The following is a 21,486-nucleotide window of genomic DNA, read 5'->3' as shown; positions in this document are numbered from 1 at the left end:
TCAAAAATGAATATCCTAATCAAAACAATTTCAATCATCAATTTTAAAGGTGTCAAGAATTTTAAAATTGATTTCGCAGAGGTGACGAACATCTTTGGCGCCAACGCTACAGGCAAGACAACAATCTTTGACGCTTTCCTATGGTTACTTTTCGGTAAAGACTCAAACGATCGGAAAGATTTTAATATCAAGCCGCTTGATATGGAAGGTCAAAAAACCGATAAATTAGAGAATGAAGTCTCAGCTATCATCGTAGTTGATGGAGAAGAAATCAGTATTCGTCACATTCATCGTGAGAAGTGGACCAAAAAGAGAGGAGAAGCTATTGCGGAGTTTACCGGAAACGAACACCTTTATTACTGGAATGAGGTTCCTCTGCAAGCTGGAGAGTTTCAAGCTAAAGTAAATGGTCTGCTGGATGAGAAAGTCTTTAAACTTATCACAAATCCGCTTTACTTTAATTCTATGCCATGGCAGGATCAGCGTACAGCTTTATCAAGTATTGTTGGAGAAATCACGGATGACTTCCTTTCTGCCAAATATCCTGAGCTTAAGGTGCTGTTAGAAAATCTCTCGGGCAAATCATTGAAAGAATTCAAAGCTAAAGTTGCATCCGACAAAAAGTTATTGAAGGATAATATTGAACAAATCCCGGGGCGTATTGACGAGCTTGAGCGATCAAAGCCTGAATTGGTAAGTGAAGAAGGTATTAATGAACGTATTGCCGAACTGCAATCGAAGTATGATTTATTAGATCAACAGATCACAGACCGGAATGAAGCTTATAACGCGGCCAATGCTCAAATCAATAAAGCTATCCTTGATAATCAAAACGCAATACATCAGGCTAAGATTGAGAAGCAAAATATCGAAGCCAATCATAAAGCGGCTTATAATTCAGAATTGAACAATAGCCAATCTGGTATAAATGAATCCAAGTCCCGGGTTACAACTTTAGAGTCTCAGCTTTCCGTCCAAAATCAACAATTAGACTCATTGGTTAAAACACATTTCGACCATCTAAAAAGGCTTGAAAAAGATAAAGAAGATATTCAATCTAGAATGGATTCATTGCGTGAGTTGTTCAAGTCTGTAAACAGTCGTGAGTTAAATGAAAATGAGACTTGCTGCGCGGGTTGTGGGAGAGAGTTCGAACCTGAGAAAATTGAAGAGATAAAAGCCGCCTTCGTTTTACGGAAGAAAAATGAGCTTGCTGGAATTAATGTCCAGGGGCAGGGATTGAAAAAGGATCTTGAGAGAAGAGATGAAGAAGGCCGTACCGCTATCGAACAATTTGAATTAACTAAAAACGCTTTGGATAATTCGATAGCCACTATTCAAAATTCTTTGGCTGAGGCTAAGCTTAAATTAGAAGCTTTTCAAGGCACGACAACATCGTCAATCGAAACAGTAGAGAGCCGCCTTTCCAAGGATCAATTATATCAAGATGTGCTTTCAAAAATTTCTTCGCTTGAAAGTCAACAATTCGAAAAGCCTGAAAACATTGATTTGGGAGAACTAAGAGTGCAAAAAGCTACCATTAACGCTGAAATCGACTCGCTAAAACGTCAATTAACAGTTGGCGATCAAATTGATCGCGCCAATGCTCGTATCCAAGAGTTGAAAGACCAAGAAAGGGGATGGTCCCAACAATTGGCCGACCTTGAAAAATTGGAGTTCTCTGCTGATAAATATGAAAAAGCGAAAGCCGAAGAGCTGGAAGCACGAGTAAACGGGCTCTTCAAGTATGCTAAATTTACCTTATTCAGTAAGCTTAATAATGGTGGCGAGGAACCTACTTGTAAAGCGACATTCAACGGGGTACCATTTTCGGACTTAAACACAGCAGGAAAGATCCTGGTCGGCATTGATATCATCAATACACTTTCAGCTCATTACAAGGTAACAGCTCCGGTATTCCTGGACAATAGAGAGTCTATTTCAGTTATTCCAGAAACAGCTGCGCAGGTAGTAAACTTGATCGTGTCACCATTCTCAAAACTGAACGTTGGATTGCCTATGTATAGCCCTGAATTCCTTGCCGAATTCGAACGCTATAAAGAAGAAACTGGTAATTCTTTTGAAGCATTTATTGATCGGAAATTAAGCGAACGCGCAGCGTAATGGCGAAAAAGTTTTCTGCACCACTTCAATCACTTGGGTTGGTATCATGCGATGAATGCATTTATAAAGAAAATGACAATGGAGTATTGATGTGGTGCAGTAAAATCAAAATGCCAAGACCTACCAAACAATTAAAACACTGTATTTACAAAACAATTAAAGAAAATAAAGATGTCAAATAACAATCAAACACCGGCGACAACAAATAATAATTCAGACGTTGCCGTAGCACAACCAACTCAATCCGAAAGATTCACTCAGGCGGTAATGAAAGAGTTTACTGCAAACGCAGGAGATGTTCAGCTTACTAATTTTCAGAGGAAGCTTATTCAAAATTACTTCATTAAACTTGACATGACATTAAAAGAGAATGAAGTTAAAAGGTTTAGCAAGTCAGAACAGTATAGAGATCCCCTTGAGTTTACTTGGAGAAACGTAAACATGTCACAATTAGCATTGGATGTGGTAGCGTATTCTAGTATCGGTCTAGATCCTTTACAAGATAACCATATCAACCTTATTCCTTACAAAAATAAGAAGACAAATCAATTCGATATCGGCTTCATAATCGGTTATGAAGGAATGAAGATCAAAGCTGTTAAATATGGTTTCGAGGTTCCAGATGACGTAATAGTAGAGTTGGTATACTCTAATGATGTATTTAAATCCCATAAAAAAAATAAGGATAACCAGGTTGAATCATACACGTTTGATATTGTAAATGATTTTGATCGAGGTGAAGTTATAGGTGGGTTTTATTATCATGTCTTCCGTAGTAACCCTGAAAAGAATCGCTTAAAGGTTATGACAATGAAGGATATCAACAAGCGTATTCCTAAAAATGCCTCTCCGGAGTTTTGGGGCGGAGAAAAGAAGAAATGGAATTCGGATGAAGTTGAGCAAATTGATGGATGGTATGAAGAAATGGTTGAGAAGATGCTTAAGAGAGCTGCATACAATTCAATTACTATCGATAGTGAGAAAATTGATGATCATTTAGTTAAAATGATGCAGGCCGAATCTCTGTCCTTAAACGGAAGTGACCAAACTTTGCTGCAAGTAAAATCTGAAATTGCCAATAATGCTAATAAGCAAGAACTGGGTTTCTCCGATACTCAGGTAATTGATATTCCTCATACGGAAGAAAAGAAGCCTGAACCTATTACTGCTAACCCTCCAGTGAGTGCTATTCAGCCGAACGAAAATCCGCAAGATGATGAATACGTTGCAATTGGCTTCTAATGAAATTGCACATTATCAATAGTAATAGTGAGGGCAACTGCTACCTATTTACCGACAATGAGGGGAAAACTCTCATTGTCGAATTAGGTGTCAAATTCGATGAAGTGAAAAAAGCTTTAAATTTTAACCTTTCTAATGTCGTAGGATGTTTGGTAACTCATGAGCACGGAGATCATTGTAAGGGTGCTGAAAACGCAGCAAAGTATGGTTTGGATATTTATGCTTCTGTCGGCACAATAGAAGCTTTAAAGTTCCAGAGTTACCGTTTGAAGCCGATTAATAAGGGAGAGAAGTTTTCCGTGGGGCCTTTTGATATTCTAGGGTTTGATGTTCATCACGATGTTAATGAACCATTGGGTTTCTTAATCCGTCATCCGGAAATGGGAACAACATTGTTCCTTACAGATACAATCTATTGTGACTATAAGTTCCCAGGGCTTACGAACGTATTGATTGAAGCGAATTATTCGCAAAACATCATAGACGAAAAATTGCGCGACCAATCCTTCTTGAGGAACCGAGTGTTGAAGTCTCACATGAGTGTAGAAACAGCTATCAAAACGCTAAAAGCTAATGATCTGACTAAAGTAAATAATATTGTTTTGATTCACTTATCGGACCGGAATAGCGATTCCCGATTATTTAAGCAGATCATCGAAGAGCATACTTTAAAAACCGTCACTATTGCTACCAAAGGATTAATCATTGAAAATTTTAACGATACACCATTTTAAATATGGAAAACACAGAATACAACCACGATTTAGCTGTAAAAGCTCAGAAAGAATTGGCTGATAAAAACAATCATCCTCATTTTGCTCCAAAAAGCGGCTATTGTTATAGCTGCGGAAAATCTATTTACACTGCTATAGAACGCGGCTCTTTTAAATCTGGAATCACTTTGGAAAGAGCGAAAACAGAATTAGTCACAGGCTGTCCACATTGCCATAGGTCATATTGTGATTAGTGTCAAAAGAATAATTTTTAAATATTTCAACTTATCCATTTGGATAAGTTGAAATAAGTTTCTACATTTGAAGTGTTAGTCAATTGCGACGTCTCACTTTAGCGCAATTCAAAGAAATTATAGCCCTTATTGGGATGAACCGGAAGTGAGACGCTGGGGATTCCTGATAAGGGCTTTTTTAATAACCATGCACAATTATCAAAAATTACTCAGGATCCACAACAGAATTGAATCGGCCAGTAAAACATTAAACGATCCAGAGTTCAGCAGCGATTATAAATCCGGATTCGAGCACGCTGTTAAGCTCTTCAATGTAGCTATGAACAAAGAATTCAGTGAAACTATTCGTGTTGAATTCAATAAGCACCATGAGCTTAGGGAGCAAAAGAAGGAAAATGAAAAACTCGCTAATAAGATCTACAACCAGAAGCGGTATATCGCCCACCTTGTAGAGGAAAATAGCAATTTCAAAAGCATCACACTCCCAAGGTCTAAACGGAACAAGATTATCCGTTCCATCGCAGAAATGACTGGATCGACCTATGAGGAGATCAGAGATATATTTAAAGGTGTTGTTCAAATTAATGAATCGAAATAATGACTAGGAAACAATTAGAAGGGATCTGTCGGTTCGTGTTAACGTTCGAATCGGATATGCCAATTGAAGAAGTGAATAAGCAATTTGGTTTGGAACTGAGTGATGCTGATTCCCATGTGAAAGCTCTGACATCATATCTTGAAAAGAATAAAATTCAGTTGGATGGTGAAAATGAAGCAAAGGAGATCAAACCATGAAAGCATTAAGCATAAAACAACCATGGGCAAGCCTTATTGCTCATGGTATAAAGGATATTGAAAATAGAACCTGGGCGACTAAGCACCGCGGCACGATTTACATTCATGCGAGTGGTAAGCCATCATTCAATAACCTAACACTGAATTTGACACATGATCAGATAGATCAAATGGTATTGGGAGATTTTTGTCAACTAGATTCTAGAAGTATTGCTTATCCAAAATCAGCTATTATCGGAACCGTTGATATCGTTGACTGTGTTATCAATCACCGTAGCATTTGGGCTGAAGCTACTGAGACATCAGCAGGGCATGTGATAGATCATATAGTCTACAATTGGGTATTAGCGAATCCAGTATTGTTTGAGAAGCCTATTTTGAATGTAAAAGGCAAATTGTCCCTATGGGAGTTTGATGGAAAGGATGCGAAATCATGAAAACTCAACAAGAAATCGACGATCAATATGAAGACTTTTTTTTTCAGTCAGAAATATCAGGTACTAAAAAACCTTTAAACTTCGAAAATATGAACAACGAAAAGAAATCGCCATTAATTCAAATAATGTTCCGTGGCCTTCGGGTAGATGGCAAAGGATGGGTGTATGGAAGTCTAATCAACAATTGCTTTGTTGATGCAAAAACTAAATATCCTGCGCTATACATCTTTAATCCTGACGAATGCGACAATGCTGATTGTTGGGAAGATTACACAGATGGCTATGGTTATTACGAAGTCATCCCCGAATCAGTTGGCCAGTTTACGGGTAAATTAACGAAGTCAGGAACCAGGATATACGATGGTGACAAGCTTCAACAAAGTAGAGATTGCTATTGGGTTGTTAAGTGGTCTGACTCTAAAAGTGGATGGAATTGCTATCAATATGTATACTCAAAAGACGAAGATGGAGATGGAGAATACTCTTGGAAAAAGTCAAATACCTATCCATTAGGCCATTCATTAAATGGATTACTAACCTATAATTACGAAGTCATCGGCAACATTCACGAAGAAAGTGAGGTAGGAAATGGATAAACTAACCTTAGAGGTACTTGCAGCCTATTTGCCCTACGAGCCCAAAATGCAGGTAAAACGAGAAGATGGCAGCACTGACCTCATAACTCTTAACGCAAACAAAATACTATTAGTTCTCGATGGATATTACTGGGGTACCGAAAAATTAATCCTTCGCCCAATGTCTGATCTAACAAAGGACATAGAACATAAAGGGCAAAAATTCACGCCAATGACAGCTATATCAAAACGTTTTGATATGAATGTTGTTGAACATTGCTTTATTGAGCAAAACGCCCCTACAAATTACCGTTGGATAAAAACTTTCAGATACGATGTAGTTCAAACACTTATTTCATGGCACTTCGACGTATTCGGCTTAATCGAAAAAGGTCTAGCAATAGATTTGAACACAGTGAAAGGAGGCCCTCATGAGATTTAAGGATCCAATACAGCGAGAGATATATTATCGTGGCCAAATTGATTACTGTTATTGGTACATAAGTAGGATTGAATTCGATAGTAATTTCGATGCTATTTCTAAAAGTAAGTTAACAATACAGGCTTTAAGGGACATCATTAGAATGAAAAAGAGGTTCGGTTTTGATCACGAAGAAGACGAGGCAACATTAAAAATCGCCATTTCCGAACGAGAGAAAATTAAGGTTGATCGGAAGAATAAGAAGTGATATGGAAAAGCTAAATAGGAGGAAAGTGTTATGAGTGGCAAATTGGGATATACTTGGTATCCAAAAGATTTTATTTCTGATCCGGACGTTATGTTTATGACTTCGGCGGAACGTGGCGTATATCGTGACCTTATTGACTTAGCATATATGAGTGATAATGCAATTCGATACAACGTCGATATGCTCGCTAAATATACTAATTCTGACGTCGAAACTGTTCAACGAATACTTGATATTAAAGGCAAGAAGAAAGGCGATTTTTGGACTATTCCGAGCTGTGCTAAGCGTATTGATTTAGCAAATAAAAACCGAGCGAATGGTTCAAAAGGGGGTAGACCTAAAACCGAAACAAAACCCAAAATCAACCCAGAGGTTAACGTTTCGGAAAACCCAAAAGAAACCCAAACACAAAGGCAAAGAGAAAGAGAAAGAGAAAGAGAAAGAGAAAGAGAAAAGGAAATAGAAGAAGAAAAAGAAGATTCTTCAGCTGCTTCTGGGTCTCTGAAAGTTTTTAAAAAAGGTTTTGATTCGATGGAAGAGGTAAAAGATTCGATCATCAATGATGAAAATTCTTTGATGGATATCGGAGCAGTTGCAAAGGTTCCAGATCCAAAAGATGTCAAGACTCGAATTGAGGAATTCTTTACTTTCCAAAAAGCAATTGATAAGTTCCATACGGACCGATCTGAATTCAAAAAGCATTTCTTCTCCTGGTATGCGAAGAAGTATCCAAACACGGGAACAGGATCGCATTTAGTCCATTCAACAGCGGCGTTGGCTGACTCTTCTAATCCTCCGGATAATTCGGGGAAATGGATATGGCTAAACAACGGATGGAGGGATACGACGAAGTTCACTGATTATCAAAAACAGAAACACGGATTGAAATGAAAAGCAAAATTGAGGGAAAATTACCACCGCAAGCAGTGGACTTGGAAGAAGCGATTTTGGGGGCATGCATCAGTGAAACAAATGCTTTCATGTTCATTGCAGATATTCTGAGACCTGAAATGTTCTATCGGGAATCGCATCAGATCATTTTCAAAGCATGTCAGGAAATTTCTGTTTCGGGAAATCCATTGGATTTGATGACGCTAATGGCTAAACTTCGCAAGGATGGTAATTTCGAAAGAGTAGGAGGTATTTATTTTCTTACAGGGCTTACGGATCGCGTTGTCTCTTCGGTAAACATGGAATATCACTCGCGAATTATTGCACAAAAATTCATGCAGCGCGAACTTATCAAAGTTTCTCATGATACGATTGACAAGTGCTATGATGAAACGAATGATATTTTTGATATCCTTTCGAGCTATGAGACCAAGAGGGACGATTTGGTTAATCATGTCACGACAAAAAAAGAGGTAAAGCAGGCCGATGCTCTGGAAGAATTATTCTCCGAGATGATGCGAAAAGCTGATTTGGGAATTCAAGATGTGACCGGGGTAAATACCGGTTTTCAGAATATCAATGAGGCTACTGGCGGCTGGCAATGTTCAGATTTGATAATTATCGCTGCTAGGCCGGCCATGGGAAAAACGGCTTTCGTCCTGAAGCAAGCAGTAAACGCAGCAAAGTCGGGGAAACCGGTGGCAATATTTTCTTTGGAGATGTCGAAAAGCCAATTGCTAGAACGGATGATATCCTTTGAGACGGAAATTGATTTGACTAAAATCAAAAAGTTAAATCTTGCAGACCATGAGTGGCATAAGCTTCATTCGAGAAAGGAGCAGCTGAAATCTTTGCCAATTCATTGGGATGATACCCCAGGGTTAACCTTGGTCGAGTTATCTGCCAAAGCGAAGAGGATGAAGCGGTTGTATGGAGTTGAAATGATTGTGATCGATTATTTGCAACTTATCTCTGTTCCCGGGAAATCTCGGTTGGATGAAATCAGCACGATATCCCGCGGCCTCAAGATTCTTGCAAAAGAATTGAATATTCCAGTTTTAGCTCTTTCACAGCTTAGCCGCGCAGTAGAATCACGACCGGGGAACAGCAAACGCCCTATGCTTTCAGATTTACGGGAATCAGGATCGATTGAGCAAGACGCGGATATAGTTGGCTTCTTGTACCGTCCAGAATACTACGGAATCACGGAAGATGAGGAAGGAAGATCTACTGCCGGTATTGCTGAATTCATTATCGCCAAGAATCGTAATGGATCGGTTACCACTTGCGAAATGGGTTTTGTCGGCCGGACAACTAATTTCAAAGAGCTTGAAGACGATTTTCAGCCTAGTGGAATGATTACCGATTTCTCTTTTGTCGATAAACCAGATCCGCTTCCAAGCAACGATATGTCAAAGTTCGCAAATTGGGATAGTCCGATGTTACCCGATGACGGGCCTTTTTGATTTTTCAAAACTTATACATTTGGATAAATAAAAATAAGTTTATAGTTTTGTTTGCATGGATAAGATGGTTTTGAAATTGGTTATGAAGAATAATCCTGAGATTGATTTTGAGGGGTACCGAAAGGCGTTAGAGCCCCGGTCACTTGATCTATCAGTCGTCGATCAAATCTTCCAAGATATCCAACCATCAACCAAGAAAGCCAATTCTGAACTTGTTTTCACTGCAGCAATTCTTCTCTTGTTTTCCCCTAAAGCAATTCTACTTTCGGAAAAGTCCGAGTATGGAGTTGCCCAGATTATTCAAGAAAAGCTTTGTTTGAAACGTCATCAGCAATCATCTTACCGGATTAAAGTTGCCCGTGAACTGTATGAGGTAGACAAAGTGTTTAAACATATAGTTGACCAAGTTGTCGAAGGGAGGTCTGAATGAGTGAGGAAAGTAAAAATAGGTTAACGCCTAAGCAACAGTTATTTGTAGATAATTATCTAATCCACTTCAATGCTACAAGAGCTGCTATACAAGCAGGGTACAGTGAGAAGACGGCCTATTCGATTGGTAATGAGAACTTGAAGAAACCTGAAATTTCGACCCTCATTGATGCGCGTCTAAAAGAATCGCGGATGGATTCGGACCAGGTGATGAAGATGATGAAGGACATCGCTGGCTCGAACATCAACGATTACATGAAGATCGTTCAGCGTGAGAGAACGAAGCTTGTTCCAAAGTCACTTCATTTGCTGATCCAACGAAAGAAGCTTGATATCAAACGACACGCCATGTACCTTGACCGTAAAGGGCTAACCGATGATTTACGTGACAAGTATATCGAGCAAAATATTCTCCCTTTGGAAGATTCTATTCTTCGCGCAGAGATTGATTTGGAATTGGATCCTACCGCAACATTCGATGATAGTGAAGTTGAAAGCTATGAATCAGTAGAGATTGATCTAGTGAAGCTTGCTAAGGATAAAGAGGGAGGTAGGATTAAATCATTTGAGTGGAAGGAGTTTGGTCCTAAAGTCGAAATGTACGCTGTTGATGGTATGCTTGACAAACTTGCTAGAGTCAATGGTATGTATTCGGAAACGCTTGTTGTGGACGATAAGAATAAGATCGATCCGGATTCTCTGAGTGACGATACGATACGTGAATTAATGAATGCTAGGAAGTCCCAATAGATGAATGAAGTCGATGCTATATTGTCCAATCTTGATGTTAGACAGCTTCAAGGAATATCCTTCAAACGAGGGATATTTGACTTTATAGTCGAAACTCCGAAAGGCAAACACGAAAAGCAGGAAGAGGCGCTAAGAATCCTAACGGATAACGAAACTGAAGAATTTCTTTATGGTGGCGCCGCTGGTGGTGCTAAGTCTTGGACTGGATGCTGCTGGTTGATGTTCCAATGTTGGAATTATCCTGGAACTCGTTGGTTTATCGGTCGTGAAGAGCTTAAGCGTATCACTGAATCTACCTTGATCACCTTCTTTAAAGTTGCCATGGCCTATGGCCTCCGAAATGGTGTTGATTTTAAATACAACGGTCAAAAGAACTTTATTCAATTCAAGAACGGTAGCCGTATTGACCTTTTAGAATTGAAATTTCTTCCTCGAGATCCTGTTTATGAACGTTTTGGTTCAACTGAATATACAGGTGGGTGGATTGAAGAGGGTGGAGAAATTGATTTTGGTGCCTATGATGTACTTAAAACTCGTATCGGACGGCAGTACAACGAAAGATACAATTTAATTGGTAAGCTTTTCATCACTTGTAACCCTAAGAAGAACTGGATGTACAAAACATTCTATCTTCCAAATAAAAAGGGAACCTTACCGCCGATAATGAAGTACTTGGCAGCCTTTGTTCAGGACAATCCTCACATTGATAAAGGATATGTAGAAAGGCTGAAGAGGACCAAAGACAAAGCAAAGAAAGAACGTTTATTACATGGTAATTGGGAATATGATGATGATCCAAATGCAATGTGCAAATACGATGATATCATTGCGATGTTTACCAATACCCATATCTGGACACAGTACAATTCTATGGTTGAAAAACCGAAATGGTACATCACCGCGGATATTGCCCGATTCGGTTCTGATAAAGCCCGTATCGGTGTTTGGTGGGGTTGGATTTTAATGGAATGTCATTCCTTCGAGATGTCATCAACTTTGGATATCCAGGCATGTATCAACGCTATGCGGGCTAAATGGAGTGTTCCGGCTCATCATTGTATCGCGGATGAGGACGGTGTTGGTGGCGGAACCGTGGATGTATGCGGCATACTCGGCTTTGTGAATAATGCTTCTGCTATTATCACTGATGAAGCTAAAGAAAATGAAAACAGGTTTTACGGGGATAGCTGCGATGATCTTCCGCAAAAAGAGAATTACCAAAATCTTCAAACTCAATGTGCGTATCTCCTAGCTGATGATATTGCCGGCCATCAGATCTTACTTAAATGCATTGAATCGGAGTCTGAGCAGCAAGAAATTCAAGAAGAATTCTCCTGGTTGAAAACTTATAAATCTGATGATGAGAACAAGCTTAGAATACTTCCTAAAAAAGAAGTTAAGAAGGAGATCGGACGATCACCGGATTGGCGCGATTTGATATTGATGAGAAAATACTTCGATCTAGTATCAGTTGAAGAGGAGACCAATGATGAAGTGTTCGATTTATTTTAAAACTAACCATTAACAATACTAAAATGGCAAAAGAAAAAAGCACAACCGTATCAATTCAACCTGCTGTTCTTCCAGCTTTGGTGGATGCTATTGGTACAAGTTTAGCTCCAGTTTATGACAGAGCAGCGGCGGAGTACGATGTTACTCAACATGAGATATTCGATGAAAATATTCGTCCTAAGAAAAGGGTTAAGCGTGTTGTCAAGGATGGTGATGGGAATCCTATTATAAGAAACGGACAACCACAATATAAAACTGAACGTATCGAAGTCAAACGCATCGGAATTCCCTTGCAAAAGTTGATTGTAAAGCGCCGGGTGTCCTTCATGAATGTTGGAAAGATGCAGCTAGAAGCAAACCCAGTCGATGATCAAGAAAAGCGTTTATTGGCTATGGTCCAAAAGATTCGCGAGGATAATAAACTTCAATTTTTAGAAAAAGAGGTGGCGCGTCGACTGCTCAGTGAATTGCAGGTAGCAAAGCTTTGGTATTCTGAACCTGTTGATCCTGAATATTGGAAAGCCATCGGCGCTAAAGGCAACTTCAGAATGCGGTGTAAGATCCTTTCTCCGCAACTTGGTTATAATCTGCTTCCTGTATTTGATGATCTTGGAAACATGGTCTATTTTGGCGTCGCTTATGAGTCCGCAATAGGATTAGCCGAACTTTCAGGCATTACTGATACTACCGAGCTGGCTCAAAAAGCTAAGCAAAAGGATAAACGCCTTGATATTTATTCAGACACTTTCATTCTCAAATTCCGCCAAGCACGGACTGGGGAACAAGCCGATAATGATGCCGGGTGGATCTTGGAAGAAACTATTGCTCATTCATACAAGAAGATTCCTGTTGTCTATTATTCAAAACCGGAACCGCCCTGGGCAGATGTTCAAAAGTCAATATCTCGTCTTGAAACGCTTCTTTCCAATTTCGGTGACACTAACGATTATCATGCATCTCCAGTCTTTGTAATGCTGGGAAAAGTTGGAGCGAAGGTTCTTGAAAAAGGGGAGCAAGGTAAGAGCCTCCAAATTACAGGCGATAACGGTGATGCTAAGTATGTAACCTGGGAACAAGCAACCGAAGCTGTAAAGCTTGAAATTGATACGCTGGTTAAATTCATCTTTACATGTACCCAAACGCCGCAAATGGCAATGGAAGATCTGAAAGGGATCGGGGCTCAGTCGGGTGTTGCGTATGATCGTGTATTTATGGATCCACATTTGGCGGCTCAAGATGAGATTGATGGTGAATATGGTCAATGTACTCAGCGCGATATCAATTTGAATAAAGCATTTGCGGCTGCTATTGATACTTCACTTGTCAAGGCTGAGCAATCATTGTCGATCACTTATGATATTCCTATATACCGCATCAATGATGATGCTGAGACTATTGCTTTACTCCAAAAAGCTGCAGGTGGTAAAATAGTTCTTTCCCGGAAGTCAGCTGTCGGTTATTCGCCTTTTACCAAAAATGCAGAGGAAGAGCTTAAGCAGATTGAAGAGGAAGAAAAGGCTGATACTGCGATTAATCCGCTAGAAGAATTTCCAAACGAATAATTATGACTAGAGAGGAAATGGTAAAGAGGTCATTTAGACCTTATATGATTTTAATATTTCATGATCGAGATAAGGATGTTGAGATGATGTTGTTGGCTATTAACTTTGATAATGAGGTTTTTACTTTAGCTCCATTTGATACAGTGACATACGAAGATGAATCAATCACAGTTAGCATATCCAAAGTTTCATTTCCTAAACGAGCAACCAAATTAAAGGTTATCAAATGATATACGAAATTGAAGTTGTATTCTATGGTGACGGGTTGTATAATCAATCCGTCATTTCTTCTTTGACAGGACTAGATTTTGAGGAATCAGATAAGGTGGTGAAGGAAGTGAAAAGATTAAGTTGGTCCGGGCAGACATATGTCCATGTGTTTAATAAACTTGGATTCAATACCAATCCGAAGTTTATAAAATTCGATCCGCAAACTCCTTATCCGTGTATTATGCGATGCACAAATCATAAAAAGGGAGTCTGGTACTTGTTTCTTTATCACCAAGGTATGGTTTATGATATTCATGGAAATAGCTTCCATATAAATGACCAAAATGAAGTGTCTAAAATGAATGGAAGCTATTTTCTAAAATGGTATGGAATGAAGGTTACATCTATGTTGCAGGTGTGGATATAATATCCATTATCTCGTTCGCAATAGTTCTATTTTCATCATAATCAGTATTTTCGATAATCATGTCAATAGTTAATTTTAAGACTGGCAAGCCATCAAAGTTTGTCGGTATTATCTTTGTTAAGATGTTTTTTATATCAATTAAACTTGTAGTAACATCAAATTTAAATTTTAGCTCTTCATCTAATTTGTATATCAAATTGATTTTTTTGTTATAATTTATCAATAATTCTTTCCAATTCTTTCTGTTTTTATACCCCTCTATGTTTCTGTTAAACAGCCATATAATATTGTCTAAATATATGTTTTGATAATCAAATATGCCGTTTTCTGATTCAATAAGTTCATTTAGATATCTCTCAGAAAGTTTTTCAAGTTTATCATCTAATATCATATTATTATCTGATATACTTTTATCAATCTTATCAGATATTTGAGATTCTATATTCTTCCTTAAAAAGCCCCAAGAAATAAAGCCTGCTGCCGCAATAAATAAGCTGAACCAAAAGATTTGAAAATTCAATTGATCGGTATAAAATTCTGTTTTTATTCCAGCTCTTTCTATAGATTTATTAAGAATGGTTATGGAATCTTGTAAAATTTGGTGTTTGATTTTTAATTGATTAAACTGATTCTGTAAATCCATTAAATGTTCATTTGTCGAATCAAAATGCTGAATATCTTCTAGTACTTTTCTCATGTTAAGATTTGGCTTTGAAACAAAAATAAACTGAAAAATAAAAGTATGCAAATAGAAGTTTTGCATTATTTTGAATATTATCCAAATGGATAACTTAATATAATTTTGTGATTATAAGTTTTAAACGAGGCAGGCACGAAATAGCTACTCGGACTTGACTCACAATCACAAAATTATGTCACTTAAATCAAAGATTATCGCAAAATTGAAAGCTAAGGCAACCGCTGTGGGTGCCGCCAACCTTTCAAATGTCAGAATCAACGGACTAGCGGACAAGTTAGATGCAATCGTAACTAACGAAGACGATATCGACGGTGAGATAGACAAACTAGACCAGATTTTTAGTTTCAAGGAAATGGCCTCCCTGGACGATGCTAAACGCAATGCTGAAAGCAAAGCAGGGGAGGAAGAAGATGCAGAAAAAGCAGCCAAGGCGAAAAAGGAAGCAGAAGATAAGGCCGCAGCGGAAGAAGCTGCTAAGGCTGCTGAGAAAACAGGTGATCAAGCACCTTCATGGTTCAATACTTACGTTGAAAACCAAAATAAGGTTATTGAAACCCTTACAAACACTATTTCCTCAATTCAGAAAGGCACAGTTGCCCAAACTAGACGCCAACAACTTGAAGCCAAATTAGACAAAGCCCCAGAACGTTTTAAAACCCGTACTCTTCGTGATTTCGATATTTTGAAATTAGAAAGCGACGAGGACTTCAACAACTATTTAGCGAATATCGAACAAGATGTTGCTGATGAAATTCAGGCGGCTTCAGATGCTGGTTTAGGTGCGGATGCTCCGTCTTTAAGTGGCAGAGGTGGTAAATTGAAGGATGACGAAGTGTCTCCTGCAATGAAAGAAATTATTAACCAGCGCGAGGCAGAAGCTAAGGCAAAAGTTGGCGCACAATAATCTTTTAAATGGGATTACAAGGAGTAAAAAGATCAGGTACCCAAGGTTTCAATAAGGTCGTTTTCGAAAACGTCATTGATACTCTTCCTGGTGGAATGACCCTCGATGTAGCTAAAGCAGATTACCCTGATGGATATGTTCCAGAAGGCTCTTTGGTTGGTCGGGATGCATCTACTGGTATTGGAAAAGTATTGACTGCAGTCGATGGACCTATCAAACCGGTGGGTTTTACGCATAGGGCATCAGAGGTTTCTGATGGTAATACCCTGGCAAATGGAGTAGTAATCAGTGGTACAGTAAGAATTAAAGCACTATCAGCAGAATTGCAAGCAATTGCCGCTGATCTTGCAGAAGCTCTTCCAAGAATCACTTTTGTTTAATTAAAGTATAATCTATCAAATGATAAATGTACAAGAATTGGTGCCTGAATTTAGGAAAGCGGATGCACAAGCATACATTTCAACGTTTCCTTTTGACACTCTTCAATACCAGACGGCATTTCCTCTTCAGTACCAGCCAACGTTAAAATGGTCGGCTATTGAAGCTCAATTCGGCGCTAAGGTAATGGGTGCTGTCGTTGACTTCAATAGTGCATCACCGCGTTTCGGACGTAATCTCCCAACAACAATTAGTGGTGATATGCCAAAGATTGAAGGCGCGAGAGACAAAGTCGAAACAGATTTTAATACGTTGCGTGAACTCGAAGATGCAGTACGTCGTTTGCCGGCAGGGCCTACGAGACGAGAAGCCGCGAAACGTGTATTAGACTGGCATTATGAAGATCAAGTTTTTGCTGTTAATCTGGTTGAAGCTCGTAATGAGTGGTTAGCGAAACAAATTGCATCAACGGGTAAATACAGTCTTACTCAAGTTAACAATGAACAGGGTATCCAAACGACTACCGATGTTGATTTCGGTATCCCTTCAACCAACTTTGTTAACGCTACGAAAAACTGGACTGATCCTACAGCAGATATTGTCGGTGACCTTAGGAAGGTTAAGGCAATGGCTAAGTTGGCTAATTTGCCTGTCCCTCAGTTTGCTTGGTGTGAGGAATCAACCGTTGATTTAGTTGCTCAGAATGCTGGTATTCAAAAGTTCACAGCGACTTATGTTGCAAATGCTTTGGGATTACAGCAAGAGCCTGGATTGGAGGAAATCAATAGAGCCTTGCGTTCTAAAGGTTTGCCAATCTTTAAAATCTGGAAATCAGAGATGGTTCAAGAGTCTAAAAATGGGACACAAACTGTTGTCACGGGTTGGGCTCCAGGAAACGTAACATTCTCGGTTACTGAGCAGCTTGGAAATACACAACATACGACTTCTGCTGATGAGTATGTAGAAGCAGGTGTTGCGACAAAAACGAAATCGGGTATTGTATTGATAAAAACCTGGGGTATTGAAGATCCTATCACTGTGGTGACAAAAGGAACCGCTTACTGTACGCCAGTATTGAACAATGCAAAATCAATTTTCATTCTAAAAACTATTTTACCAGGTGGATAATATGTCGGCTGAAGGAACTAAAGTTGAGGGTGCTGGGGCAAATGCTCCAGCCGCTTCTCCTAAAGTAGGTGGAACTCAAGGCGGAGAGCAACCGTCGGACAACCAAAATGCTAAACTGATCGAAGATCTTCAAAAAGAGAATAGCGATTTAAAATCCGACTCTACTAAGAAGGATGAAAAGATCACCGCTTTGGAAGGCGAAATTAAGAAGCTCAAAGAAGATCTTGCTAAGAAGGGTAAGGGTAAAGCTGAGAAATCGGAGCCAAAATTCGTAGTTATCGATCCTTTCCGTGGCAATACGAAGAAAGATGACGGCGAGGTCTATGATCGTGGTGCTGATGTTTCTCATTTCGATGAGGAACGTTTGGCAAACCTAATCGATCGAGGTTTAGTAAAAAAATCATAGATAATATCTGATCATGAATAACAAAGAAGCCCTGCAGTTTGAGTTCGGTCAAAAGGTCCCGGACGGAGTATTATCAACTCAATTGATAAAAGCAGGATTAGATCCTGAACACGATTTTGATCCTACTACCGAGGAAAATAGTAAGAAGATGGATTTAGCTCTTGCAGGGCTTCTTTTTTGGATTTGTACGAGCCGCAAGTCAATCAAGGAACTTGATTTTCAAGTTACTCAGAGCGATGTCGATGATTGGTTAAAGCTTCGCTCCATTCTGCTTAAACGTTGGGATGTTCCCAATGAACTAGATAATGAACCTGTAATTGAAAGTACTTCGGACCTATGGTAGATTTTGAACAATATCCCGATACGTTGAAATACAATGATCTTGGTGGAATTGCCATTGAGGTCAAATGCCGTTTTAAGCCTAGCTATGGCGGCCGATATTTTATTGGTCAGGATGGTAACAAGATCTTGTTTCAGTATGATATAGCATTCCCTGAAGGGACAGCGCCTATACCAACCGCAACATTGATTGATGCTTTTGATCGCTCAGGATATCAGTTCGTAAGCCAGCAGGAATTAATGGAGTTTCATATTGGGCAGTTACATTGCTTCGGGAGGATTTAGGATGAAGATAGGATTGCAGATTGTAACTGATATGAATGTTTTGGCGCAAGAGATACAGAAGGAGATAGATGCTGAGACTCTGAAACACCTTACGAAAGTCCTGAGTGTCGGAGTAGAAAAAGTAAGGAAAAAGATGGAAACTAAGCCTTATGAGGATCACACTGGAAATCTTAACAGCTCCACTGGATTTATTATTTACCATGACGGCAAAGTCGTCCATCGTGATTTTAGGGAAAGTGCAAAAGGTACTGACAAGGCTACAGGATTAAAAGAAGGGCTTTCTCTTGCTCTTGCTGAGCTAAGGGAATCGAGTGGCTGGGGAGTGGTCCTAATGTCAGGAATGGAGTATGCGAGCTGGGTGCAGGGTAGAGGCTATGATGTGTTGCTTAGTGCATCGACAAACCTTGATTCAGTTTTAAAAGAAGCTTTTGATGAAATTGGAACTATTGGATAATGGATAAGGCAATCAAAACTGCGATCGGGTCGATGGAGGATGTTAAGGAAGCTTTAGAGCTTGCGGACGTCTCAGGTAATACTGGACTTACAGGCGACATCCGATTAATGTTGCGTGTTCTGAATTCCAAGAAGGAAGATATCGTGATCAATTGTATTGTACCATCCGCAACCCAAATTACTGAGAACATTATCAATGTCAATCTCCATATTCCAAATTTACCTGCTATTCCTGCCGGTATTCCTAATACTGTTGACAATGGGCAGCCGGATATTGCGAGAATGGAGTACATCGGAAAGTTTCTCATTGAGGTTTTGGACGGTTTCCGAGGACATGATTTTTTCACTGAAGTTGAAACTACCGGCGAGGTTATTCCGGATGGCAAAAACTGGTTCTACAATATCGTGATCAGATATTTCTATTTACGTAGAGACAAATAATTGAATAATTAACGGCCTTTGGCCACAAATCAAAATAATATGGCAGCAGTAACAGGTGTCGAAAGTCTTGAACTGGCAGTGATGGCAGCAAACGGCGCAATGCCAACAACTGGTTGGGTTACCGTTCGAGATATTGAAATGGGGAGCGTGAACCTCACTATTCCACCATTAAATAAAACCCGTGTTCGTGTCGAAGACAAGGCAGGTGTCCGCTGGGTTCTTCCAGGAGAAACGGATCCAGCAACTATCGCATTTAATTCTTTGGAATTAAAAATAGATGCAGCAAACCTTTTATTCAAAGGGGAGGTAACAACTGACGCTACAGAATTCAAAGCTCCTGCGGATAGTGAGCAGATTTACTATTTAGCAGTTCGTTTAACATCGAAGCCTTTCGAAGGTAAAAAGATGGTTTTTACCGCCCCGGCGTTAGCAGGATCTGCAGGCTTTGTAAATGCGATCACTAAAAATGGTTTCTTGGCATTGAGCTACAACGCAGATGTAACTACTCCAGTAGATGCAACAGGAAATGCTGTTTCTCCTTGGGGATACAAATTCGTTGATGCAGCACCAGCCCTTCCAGAAGGGTAATTTAAAAGTATAAGCCTGAAAGCCGGAGGTTAGGCGGTTAGTAGGGCTTTATTAATCCTAACCCAAAATGAATAATTCAGTAAAACAAGATATGGTCCAATCCCTTTCGGACCAAAAAGTGCTTATCAAAAAAGTACGACTAAAAAAGCAATATAAGTCATGGTACACCAAATTGCTTTCATTTCTGTTTATCATTCCTCGTTTCTATTCAAAGAAAATTTATGTTTCGGAGCTTTATCCCGGTACGGTTGTCCGCATATTAGGTATTATCAGCCGATTGCAAGGCGTGAAAGAGATTTCCGATGTGGAAATATACAAGATGATTGAGAATAACATTCCTTTGTTCATAGAGTTCTTAGCTGTGGGATTGAATAATAAACCAACAGAGCCTCCGAAATGGCTTATTGAAGCGTTAAATTATCATTTCACCCCATCTGAATTACACGCAGCTGTAAACGAAGTCTACCGGAGGTTAGACGTGCAAACTTTTTTCGCTATATCGGGATCCCTAATCGATCTGAAAGAACTGGAGAAAACTATCCTGGGAGAGGAACAGCCTACGACCTAATCTCGAATACATGGAAATACTATGGCGGCACTGAGCATGATATTAAATGGGGTGTTACTTGGAGAAATCTCATCATGTACAATGCAGTAGGCCCTGAGGTCGATAAATCGGGATCATCTGCAGGATCGAATAGTCCTACTGTAGGAACAAATGACAATATTTCTCTCTTCGACATCGGGAAGAGGCTGGATCAAGGATTAGGAGTTTAGTATGGTAAAGTGGGGTAGATCCGGACAAGGAAAGTCCATTGTTAAAGATATTTCTGAACGTGGTTTTGTTAGGGTAGGAGATGTTTACTTCCCTCCAGGTTCCAAGGAGGCAATGGCATCGCGATCCAAAAAGAAAACAAGATCCAAAATTGTCCGCACCGGTTGGATTGACGATTCTAGGAATATTAAAAACAAGGAAAAATACAATGACCCTTTCATCAATTTGGTCAAAACAGAATTGTCACTGGACCTTTGGCCGGAATTCTTTTTTTCAATAGATCGTCTTTATCGTTTTGATTATGCAATTCCAGAGCTTAAAATCGGGATCGAAGTAAATGGTGGCGTGTGGGCCAAAGGAAATAGCGGCCATAGTTCGGGAAAAGGTATAATGCGAGACTATGACAAATCCAATCTTGCTCAATCACTCGGGTGGAAAGTTCTGACAGTGGTTCCTTCTCACATCAAGAATTACGAGGCATTAAAGCTTTTGAGAAATTTAATTTTATTATCTGTTTGGATAATATTAGATAAGTTTGGTTATGTTTAATGTAAAATGTTGCTTCTTTGTTCTTTAAAGTTTTTATTTATATTTGATTTTAAGCTTAAATTTAAATTCTTTATGAAAAAGTATTTGTTAATTGCTTTTTTAGCATGTTCAACTCTTAGTGGATTTGTTAGTTGTTCTAAATCAAAGGATAGTGAGGTCCAAAATAATACAAATGTAGTTGGAACGTGGTCAACAGCAGATGCTATTGAGCAAATGACTGCAGTATTCGGATCCGACAAATCGTTAGTCTTAACGGTCAAATCAAATGGTAAAACAACTAGTGTACAGACTTATTCATACTTCGTCGAAGGTAATAAATTGACAACTGTATTTATTGAGGCTTCACCAGCTTCCAATAAGAAAAAAGGAGATATAGATGTAATATCAATTTCTTTAAACGGAGATAAACTTATAATGGGAGAATTGACTTACACTCGCGTTAAGTAATTAAACTAAAGTTTTAT

At 39.2% G+C, this 21,486-nt stretch carries 31 protein-coding genes; 30 read left to right on the top strand and 1 reads right to left on the bottom strand.

The features are described 5' to 3' along the window. Nucleotides 1–6: 6 nt before the first annotated feature. The 17 genes from B3E92_RS01315 (at nt 7) to B3E92_RS01235 (ending at nt 14,076) form a co-directional block, all read left to right on the top strand. Complete coding sequence (locus B3E92_RS01315) at nt 7–2,124, top strand: AAA family ATPase (protein WP_286895011.1); 2,118 nt, start codon at nt 7–9, stop codon at nt 2,122–2,124. Nucleotides 2,125–2,295: 171 nt separating this feature from the next. Beyond that, nucleotides 2,296–3,366 carry a recombinase RecT gene (locus B3E92_RS01310; RefSeq protein WP_286895010.1) on the top strand — a complete coding sequence of 357 codons (1,071 nt, stop codon included), beginning with the start codon at nt 2,296–2,298 and terminating at the stop codon, nt 3,364–3,366. Beyond that, nucleotides 3,366–4,100, top strand: coding sequence for an MBL fold metallo-hydrolase (locus B3E92_RS01305; RefSeq protein WP_286895008.1), 735 nt, complete (start codon nt 3,366–3,368; stop codon nt 4,098–4,100). The genes B3E92_RS01310 and B3E92_RS01305 overlap by 1 nt, the downstream gene beginning before the upstream one ends. A gap of 2 nt (nt 4,101–4,102) precedes the next feature. Next, nucleotides 4,103–4,333, top strand: a complete 231-nt coding sequence (locus B3E92_RS01300; protein WP_286895007.1) for a hypothetical protein — start codon at nt 4,103–4,105, stop codon at nt 4,331–4,333. Nucleotides 4,334–4,520: 187 nt separating this feature from the next. Then, nucleotides 4,521–4,931: a hypothetical protein gene (locus tag B3E92_RS01295; protein ID WP_286895005.1), complete on the top strand. Its 411-nt coding sequence runs from the start codon at nt 4,521–4,523 to the stop codon at nt 4,929–4,931. Continuing rightward, nucleotides 4,931–5,128 carry a hypothetical protein gene (locus B3E92_RS01290; RefSeq protein ID WP_286895004.1) on the top strand — a complete coding sequence of 66 codons (198 nt, stop codon included), beginning with the start codon at nt 4,931–4,933 and terminating at the stop codon, nt 5,126–5,128. Before B3E92_RS01295 ends, B3E92_RS01290 begins: the two co-directional genes overlap by 1 nt. Continuing rightward, the gene (locus tag B3E92_RS01285) at nt 5,125–5,565 is read left to right on the top strand and encodes an ASCH domain-containing protein (RefSeq protein WP_286895002.1); all 441 of its coding nucleotides are present in this window, start codon (nt 5,125–5,127) and stop codon (nt 5,563–5,565) included. Before B3E92_RS01290 ends, B3E92_RS01285 begins: the two co-directional genes overlap by 4 nt. Then, nucleotides 5,562–6,161, top strand: a complete 600-nt coding sequence (locus B3E92_RS01280; protein WP_286895000.1) for a YopX family protein — start codon at nt 5,562–5,564, stop codon at nt 6,159–6,161. The genes B3E92_RS01285 and B3E92_RS01280 overlap by 4 nt, the downstream gene beginning before the upstream one ends. Then, complete coding sequence (locus B3E92_RS01275; RefSeq protein ID WP_286894999.1) at nt 6,154–6,582, top strand: hypothetical protein; 429 nt, start codon at nt 6,154–6,156, stop codon at nt 6,580–6,582. Before B3E92_RS01280 ends, B3E92_RS01275 begins: the two co-directional genes overlap by 8 nt. A gap of 277 nt (nt 6,583–6,859) precedes the next feature. Continuing rightward, complete coding sequence (locus B3E92_RS01270) at nt 6,860–7,720, top strand: hypothetical protein (protein WP_286894997.1); 861 nt, start codon at nt 6,860–6,862, stop codon at nt 7,718–7,720. Further along, nucleotides 7,717–9,186: a replicative DNA helicase gene (gene dnaB / locus B3E92_RS01265; RefSeq protein ID WP_286894996.1), complete on the top strand. Its 1,470-nt coding sequence runs from the start codon at nt 7,717–7,719 to the stop codon at nt 9,184–9,186. Before B3E92_RS01270 ends, dnaB begins: the two co-directional genes overlap by 4 nt. Before the next feature lie 55 nt (nt 9,187–9,241). After that, complete coding sequence (locus tag B3E92_RS01260; protein WP_286894995.1) at nt 9,242–9,616, top strand: hypothetical protein; 375 nt, start codon at nt 9,242–9,244, stop codon at nt 9,614–9,616. Further along, nucleotides 9,613–10,365, top strand: coding sequence for a terminase small subunit (locus tag B3E92_RS01255; RefSeq protein ID WP_286894994.1), 753 nt, complete (start codon nt 9,613–9,615; stop codon nt 10,363–10,365). Before B3E92_RS01260 ends, B3E92_RS01255 begins: the two co-directional genes overlap by 4 nt. Next, the gene (locus B3E92_RS01250) at nt 10,366–11,877 is read left to right on the top strand and encodes a terminase large subunit domain-containing protein (protein ID WP_286894993.1); all 1,512 of its coding nucleotides are present in this window, start codon (nt 10,366–10,368) and stop codon (nt 11,875–11,877) included. Between the two features lie 23 nt (nt 11,878–11,900). Beyond that, nucleotides 11,901–13,439, top strand: coding sequence for a phage portal protein (locus tag B3E92_RS01245; protein ID WP_286894992.1), 1,539 nt, complete (start codon nt 11,901–11,903; stop codon nt 13,437–13,439). A 2-nt stretch (nt 13,440–13,441) separates the two neighbouring features. After that, entirely contained in the window at nt 13,442–13,669 is a 228-nt protein-coding gene (locus B3E92_RS01240) for a hypothetical protein (RefSeq protein ID WP_286894990.1), read from the top strand. Further along, nucleotides 13,666–14,076: a hypothetical protein gene (locus B3E92_RS01235; protein WP_286894988.1), complete on the top strand. Its 411-nt coding sequence runs from the start codon at nt 13,666–13,668 to the stop codon at nt 14,074–14,076. The genes B3E92_RS01240 and B3E92_RS01235 overlap by 4 nt, the downstream gene beginning before the upstream one ends. Here B3E92_RS01235 and B3E92_RS01230 read toward each other — a convergent pair. Beyond that, complete coding sequence (locus tag B3E92_RS01230) at nt 14,054–14,773, bottom strand: hypothetical protein (RefSeq protein ID WP_286894986.1); 720 nt, start codon at nt 14,771–14,773, stop codon at nt 14,054–14,056. The two genes, B3E92_RS01235 and B3E92_RS01230, sit on opposite strands and share 23 nt — an antisense overlap. A gap of 175 nt (nt 14,774–14,948) precedes the next feature. Here B3E92_RS01230 and B3E92_RS01225 point away from each other — a divergent pair, with 175 nt between their 5' ends. From B3E92_RS01225 to B3E92_RS01165, 13 genes are all read left to right on the top strand, one after another. Continuing rightward, nucleotides 14,949–15,680 carry a hypothetical protein gene (locus B3E92_RS01225; protein WP_286894984.1) on the top strand — a complete coding sequence of 244 codons (732 nt, stop codon included), beginning with the start codon at nt 14,949–14,951 and terminating at the stop codon, nt 15,678–15,680. Nucleotides 15,681–15,688: 8 nt separating this feature from the next. Beyond that, complete coding sequence (locus B3E92_RS01220) at nt 15,689–16,060, top strand: hypothetical protein (RefSeq protein ID WP_286894982.1); 372 nt, start codon at nt 15,689–15,691, stop codon at nt 16,058–16,060. Between the two features lie 19 nt (nt 16,061–16,079). Further along, nucleotides 16,080–17,186 (top strand): major capsid protein, encoded by a 1,107-nt coding sequence (locus B3E92_RS01215; RefSeq protein ID WP_153846320.1) that lies wholly within the window; start codon nt 16,080–16,082, stop codon nt 17,184–17,186. Further along, on the top strand, nt 17,179–17,592 hold the full coding sequence (locus B3E92_RS01210; RefSeq protein ID WP_286894981.1) for a hypothetical protein: 414 nt from the start codon (nt 17,179–17,181) through the stop codon (nt 17,590–17,592). The genes B3E92_RS01215 and B3E92_RS01210 overlap by 8 nt, the downstream gene beginning before the upstream one ends. A 13-nt stretch (nt 17,593–17,605) precedes the next feature. Then, on the top strand, nt 17,606–17,935 hold the full coding sequence (locus B3E92_RS01205; protein ID WP_286894980.1) for a DUF6706 family protein: 330 nt from the start codon (nt 17,606–17,608) through the stop codon (nt 17,933–17,935). Then, a complete protein-coding gene (locus B3E92_RS01200; RefSeq protein WP_286894979.1) occupies nt 17,929–18,216 on the top strand; it encodes a hypothetical protein in 288 nt (95 codons plus the stop codon). Before B3E92_RS01205 ends, B3E92_RS01200 begins: the two co-directional genes overlap by 7 nt. 13 nt (nt 18,217–18,229) lie before the next feature. Beyond that, nucleotides 18,230–18,670 (top strand): hypothetical protein, encoded by a 441-nt coding sequence (locus B3E92_RS01195; RefSeq protein ID WP_286894978.1) that lies wholly within the window; start codon nt 18,230–18,232, stop codon nt 18,668–18,670. Then, nucleotides 18,670–19,110 carry a hypothetical protein gene (locus B3E92_RS01190; protein WP_286894976.1) on the top strand — a complete coding sequence of 147 codons (441 nt, stop codon included), beginning with the start codon at nt 18,670–18,672 and terminating at the stop codon, nt 19,108–19,110. Before B3E92_RS01195 ends, B3E92_RS01190 begins: the two co-directional genes overlap by 1 nt. 39 nt (nt 19,111–19,149) lie before the next feature. Continuing rightward, nucleotides 19,150–19,698 (top strand): hypothetical protein, encoded by a 549-nt coding sequence (locus tag B3E92_RS01185; protein ID WP_286894974.1) that lies wholly within the window; start codon nt 19,150–19,152, stop codon nt 19,696–19,698. A gap of 67 nt (nt 19,699–19,765) precedes the next feature. Beyond that, nucleotides 19,766–20,266 carry a hypothetical protein gene (locus tag B3E92_RS01180; RefSeq protein ID WP_286894973.1) on the top strand — a complete coding sequence of 167 codons (501 nt, stop codon included), beginning with the start codon at nt 19,766–19,768 and terminating at the stop codon, nt 20,264–20,266. A 74-nt stretch (nt 20,267–20,340) separates the two neighbouring features. Next, entirely contained in the window at nt 20,341–20,475 is a 135-nt protein-coding gene (locus B3E92_RS01175; RefSeq protein ID WP_262885293.1) for a hypothetical protein, read from the top strand. A gap of 1 nt (nt 20,476) precedes the next feature. Then, nucleotides 20,477–21,022, top strand: coding sequence for a hypothetical protein (locus B3E92_RS01170; protein ID WP_286894971.1), 546 nt, complete (start codon nt 20,477–20,479; stop codon nt 21,020–21,022). Between the two features lie 72 nt (nt 21,023–21,094). Beyond that, nucleotides 21,095–21,469 carry a hypothetical protein gene (locus tag B3E92_RS01165; protein WP_286894969.1) on the top strand — a complete coding sequence of 125 codons (375 nt, stop codon included), beginning with the start codon at nt 21,095–21,097 and terminating at the stop codon, nt 21,467–21,469. The last annotated feature ends 17 nt before the right edge of the window (nt 21,470–21,486 follow it).

Origin of the sequence: Sphingobacterium sp. UBA6317 (genome assembly GCF_002440385.1) — a bacterium.
Classification (GTDB): Bacteria; Bacteroidota; Bacteroidia; order Sphingobacteriales; family Sphingobacteriaceae; genus Sphingobacterium; species Sphingobacterium multivorum.
The sequence above is the reverse complement of the archived record's forward strand: the minus strand, read 5'-3'. Positions and strand labels throughout refer to the sequence as shown.

What these genes read in the sequence shown, in the direction of transcription:
- B3E92_RS01315 (WP_286895011.1), top strand. Translation starts at nt 7, where the DNA reads ATGAATATCCTAATCAAAACAATTTCAATCATCAATTTTAAAGGTGTC.
- B3E92_RS01310 (WP_286895010.1), top strand. Translation starts at nt 2,296, where the DNA reads ATGTCAAATAACAATCAAACACCGGCGACAACAAATAATAATTCAGAC.
- B3E92_RS01305 (WP_286895008.1), top strand. Translation starts at nt 3,366, where the DNA reads ATGAAATTGCACATTATCAATAGTAATAGTGAGGGCAACTGCTACCTA.
- B3E92_RS01300 (WP_286895007.1), top strand. Translation starts at nt 4,103, where the DNA reads ATGGAAAACACAGAATACAACCACGATTTAGCTGTAAAAGCTCAGAAA.
- B3E92_RS01295 (WP_286895005.1), top strand. Translation starts at nt 4,521, where the DNA reads ATGCACAATTATCAAAAATTACTCAGGATCCACAACAGAATTGAATCG.
- B3E92_RS01290 (WP_286895004.1), top strand. Translation starts at nt 4,931, where the DNA reads ATGACTAGGAAACAATTAGAAGGGATCTGTCGGTTCGTGTTAACGTTC.
- B3E92_RS01285 (WP_286895002.1), top strand. Translation starts at nt 5,125, where the DNA reads ATGAAAGCATTAAGCATAAAACAACCATGGGCAAGCCTTATTGCTCAT.
- B3E92_RS01280 (WP_286895000.1), top strand. Translation starts at nt 5,562, where the DNA reads ATGAAAACTCAACAAGAAATCGACGATCAATATGAAGACTTTTTTTTT.
- B3E92_RS01275 (WP_286894999.1), top strand. Translation starts at nt 6,154, where the DNA reads ATGGATAAACTAACCTTAGAGGTACTTGCAGCCTATTTGCCCTACGAG.
- B3E92_RS01270 (WP_286894997.1), top strand. Translation starts at nt 6,860, where the DNA reads ATGAGTGGCAAATTGGGATATACTTGGTATCCAAAAGATTTTATTTCT.
- dnaB (WP_286894996.1), top strand. Translation starts at nt 7,717, where the DNA reads ATGAAAAGCAAAATTGAGGGAAAATTACCACCGCAAGCAGTGGACTTG.
- B3E92_RS01260 (WP_286894995.1), top strand. Translation starts at nt 9,242, where the DNA reads ATGGATAAGATGGTTTTGAAATTGGTTATGAAGAATAATCCTGAGATT.
- B3E92_RS01255 (WP_286894994.1), top strand. Translation starts at nt 9,613, where the DNA reads ATGAGTGAGGAAAGTAAAAATAGGTTAACGCCTAAGCAACAGTTATTT.
- B3E92_RS01250 (WP_286894993.1), top strand. Translation starts at nt 10,366, where the DNA reads ATGAATGAAGTCGATGCTATATTGTCCAATCTTGATGTTAGACAGCTT.
- B3E92_RS01245 (WP_286894992.1), top strand. Translation starts at nt 11,901, where the DNA reads ATGGCAAAAGAAAAAAGCACAACCGTATCAATTCAACCTGCTGTTCTT.
- B3E92_RS01240 (WP_286894990.1), top strand. Translation starts at nt 13,442, where the DNA reads ATGACTAGAGAGGAAATGGTAAAGAGGTCATTTAGACCTTATATGATT.
- B3E92_RS01235 (WP_286894988.1), top strand. Translation starts at nt 13,666, where the DNA reads ATGATATACGAAATTGAAGTTGTATTCTATGGTGACGGGTTGTATAAT.
- B3E92_RS01230 (WP_286894986.1), bottom strand. Translation starts at nt 14,773, where the DNA reads ATGAGAAAAGTACTAGAAGATATTCAGCATTTTGATTCGACAAATGAA.
- B3E92_RS01225 (WP_286894984.1), top strand. Translation starts at nt 14,949, where the DNA reads ATGTCACTTAAATCAAAGATTATCGCAAAATTGAAAGCTAAGGCAACC.
- B3E92_RS01220 (WP_286894982.1), top strand. Translation starts at nt 15,689, where the DNA reads ATGGGATTACAAGGAGTAAAAAGATCAGGTACCCAAGGTTTCAATAAG.
- B3E92_RS01215 (WP_153846320.1), top strand. Translation starts at nt 16,080, where the DNA reads ATGATAAATGTACAAGAATTGGTGCCTGAATTTAGGAAAGCGGATGCA.
- B3E92_RS01205 (WP_286894980.1), top strand. Translation starts at nt 17,606, where the DNA reads ATGAATAACAAAGAAGCCCTGCAGTTTGAGTTCGGTCAAAAGGTCCCG.
- B3E92_RS01200 (WP_286894979.1), top strand. Translation starts at nt 17,929, where the DNA reads ATGGTAGATTTTGAACAATATCCCGATACGTTGAAATACAATGATCTT.
- B3E92_RS01190 (WP_286894976.1), top strand. Translation starts at nt 18,670, where the DNA reads ATGGATAAGGCAATCAAAACTGCGATCGGGTCGATGGAGGATGTTAAG.
- B3E92_RS01185 (WP_286894974.1), top strand. Translation starts at nt 19,150, where the DNA reads ATGGCAGCAGTAACAGGTGTCGAAAGTCTTGAACTGGCAGTGATGGCA.
- B3E92_RS01180 (WP_286894973.1), top strand. Translation starts at nt 19,766, where the DNA reads ATGAATAATTCAGTAAAACAAGATATGGTCCAATCCCTTTCGGACCAA.
- B3E92_RS01175 (WP_262885293.1), top strand. Translation starts at nt 20,341, where the DNA reads ATGTACAATGCAGTAGGCCCTGAGGTCGATAAATCGGGATCATCTGCA.
- B3E92_RS01170 (WP_286894971.1), top strand. Translation starts at nt 20,477, where the DNA reads ATGGTAAAGTGGGGTAGATCCGGACAAGGAAAGTCCATTGTTAAAGAT.
- B3E92_RS01165 (WP_286894969.1), top strand. Translation starts at nt 21,095, where the DNA reads ATGAAAAAGTATTTGTTAATTGCTTTTTTAGCATGTTCAACTCTTAGT.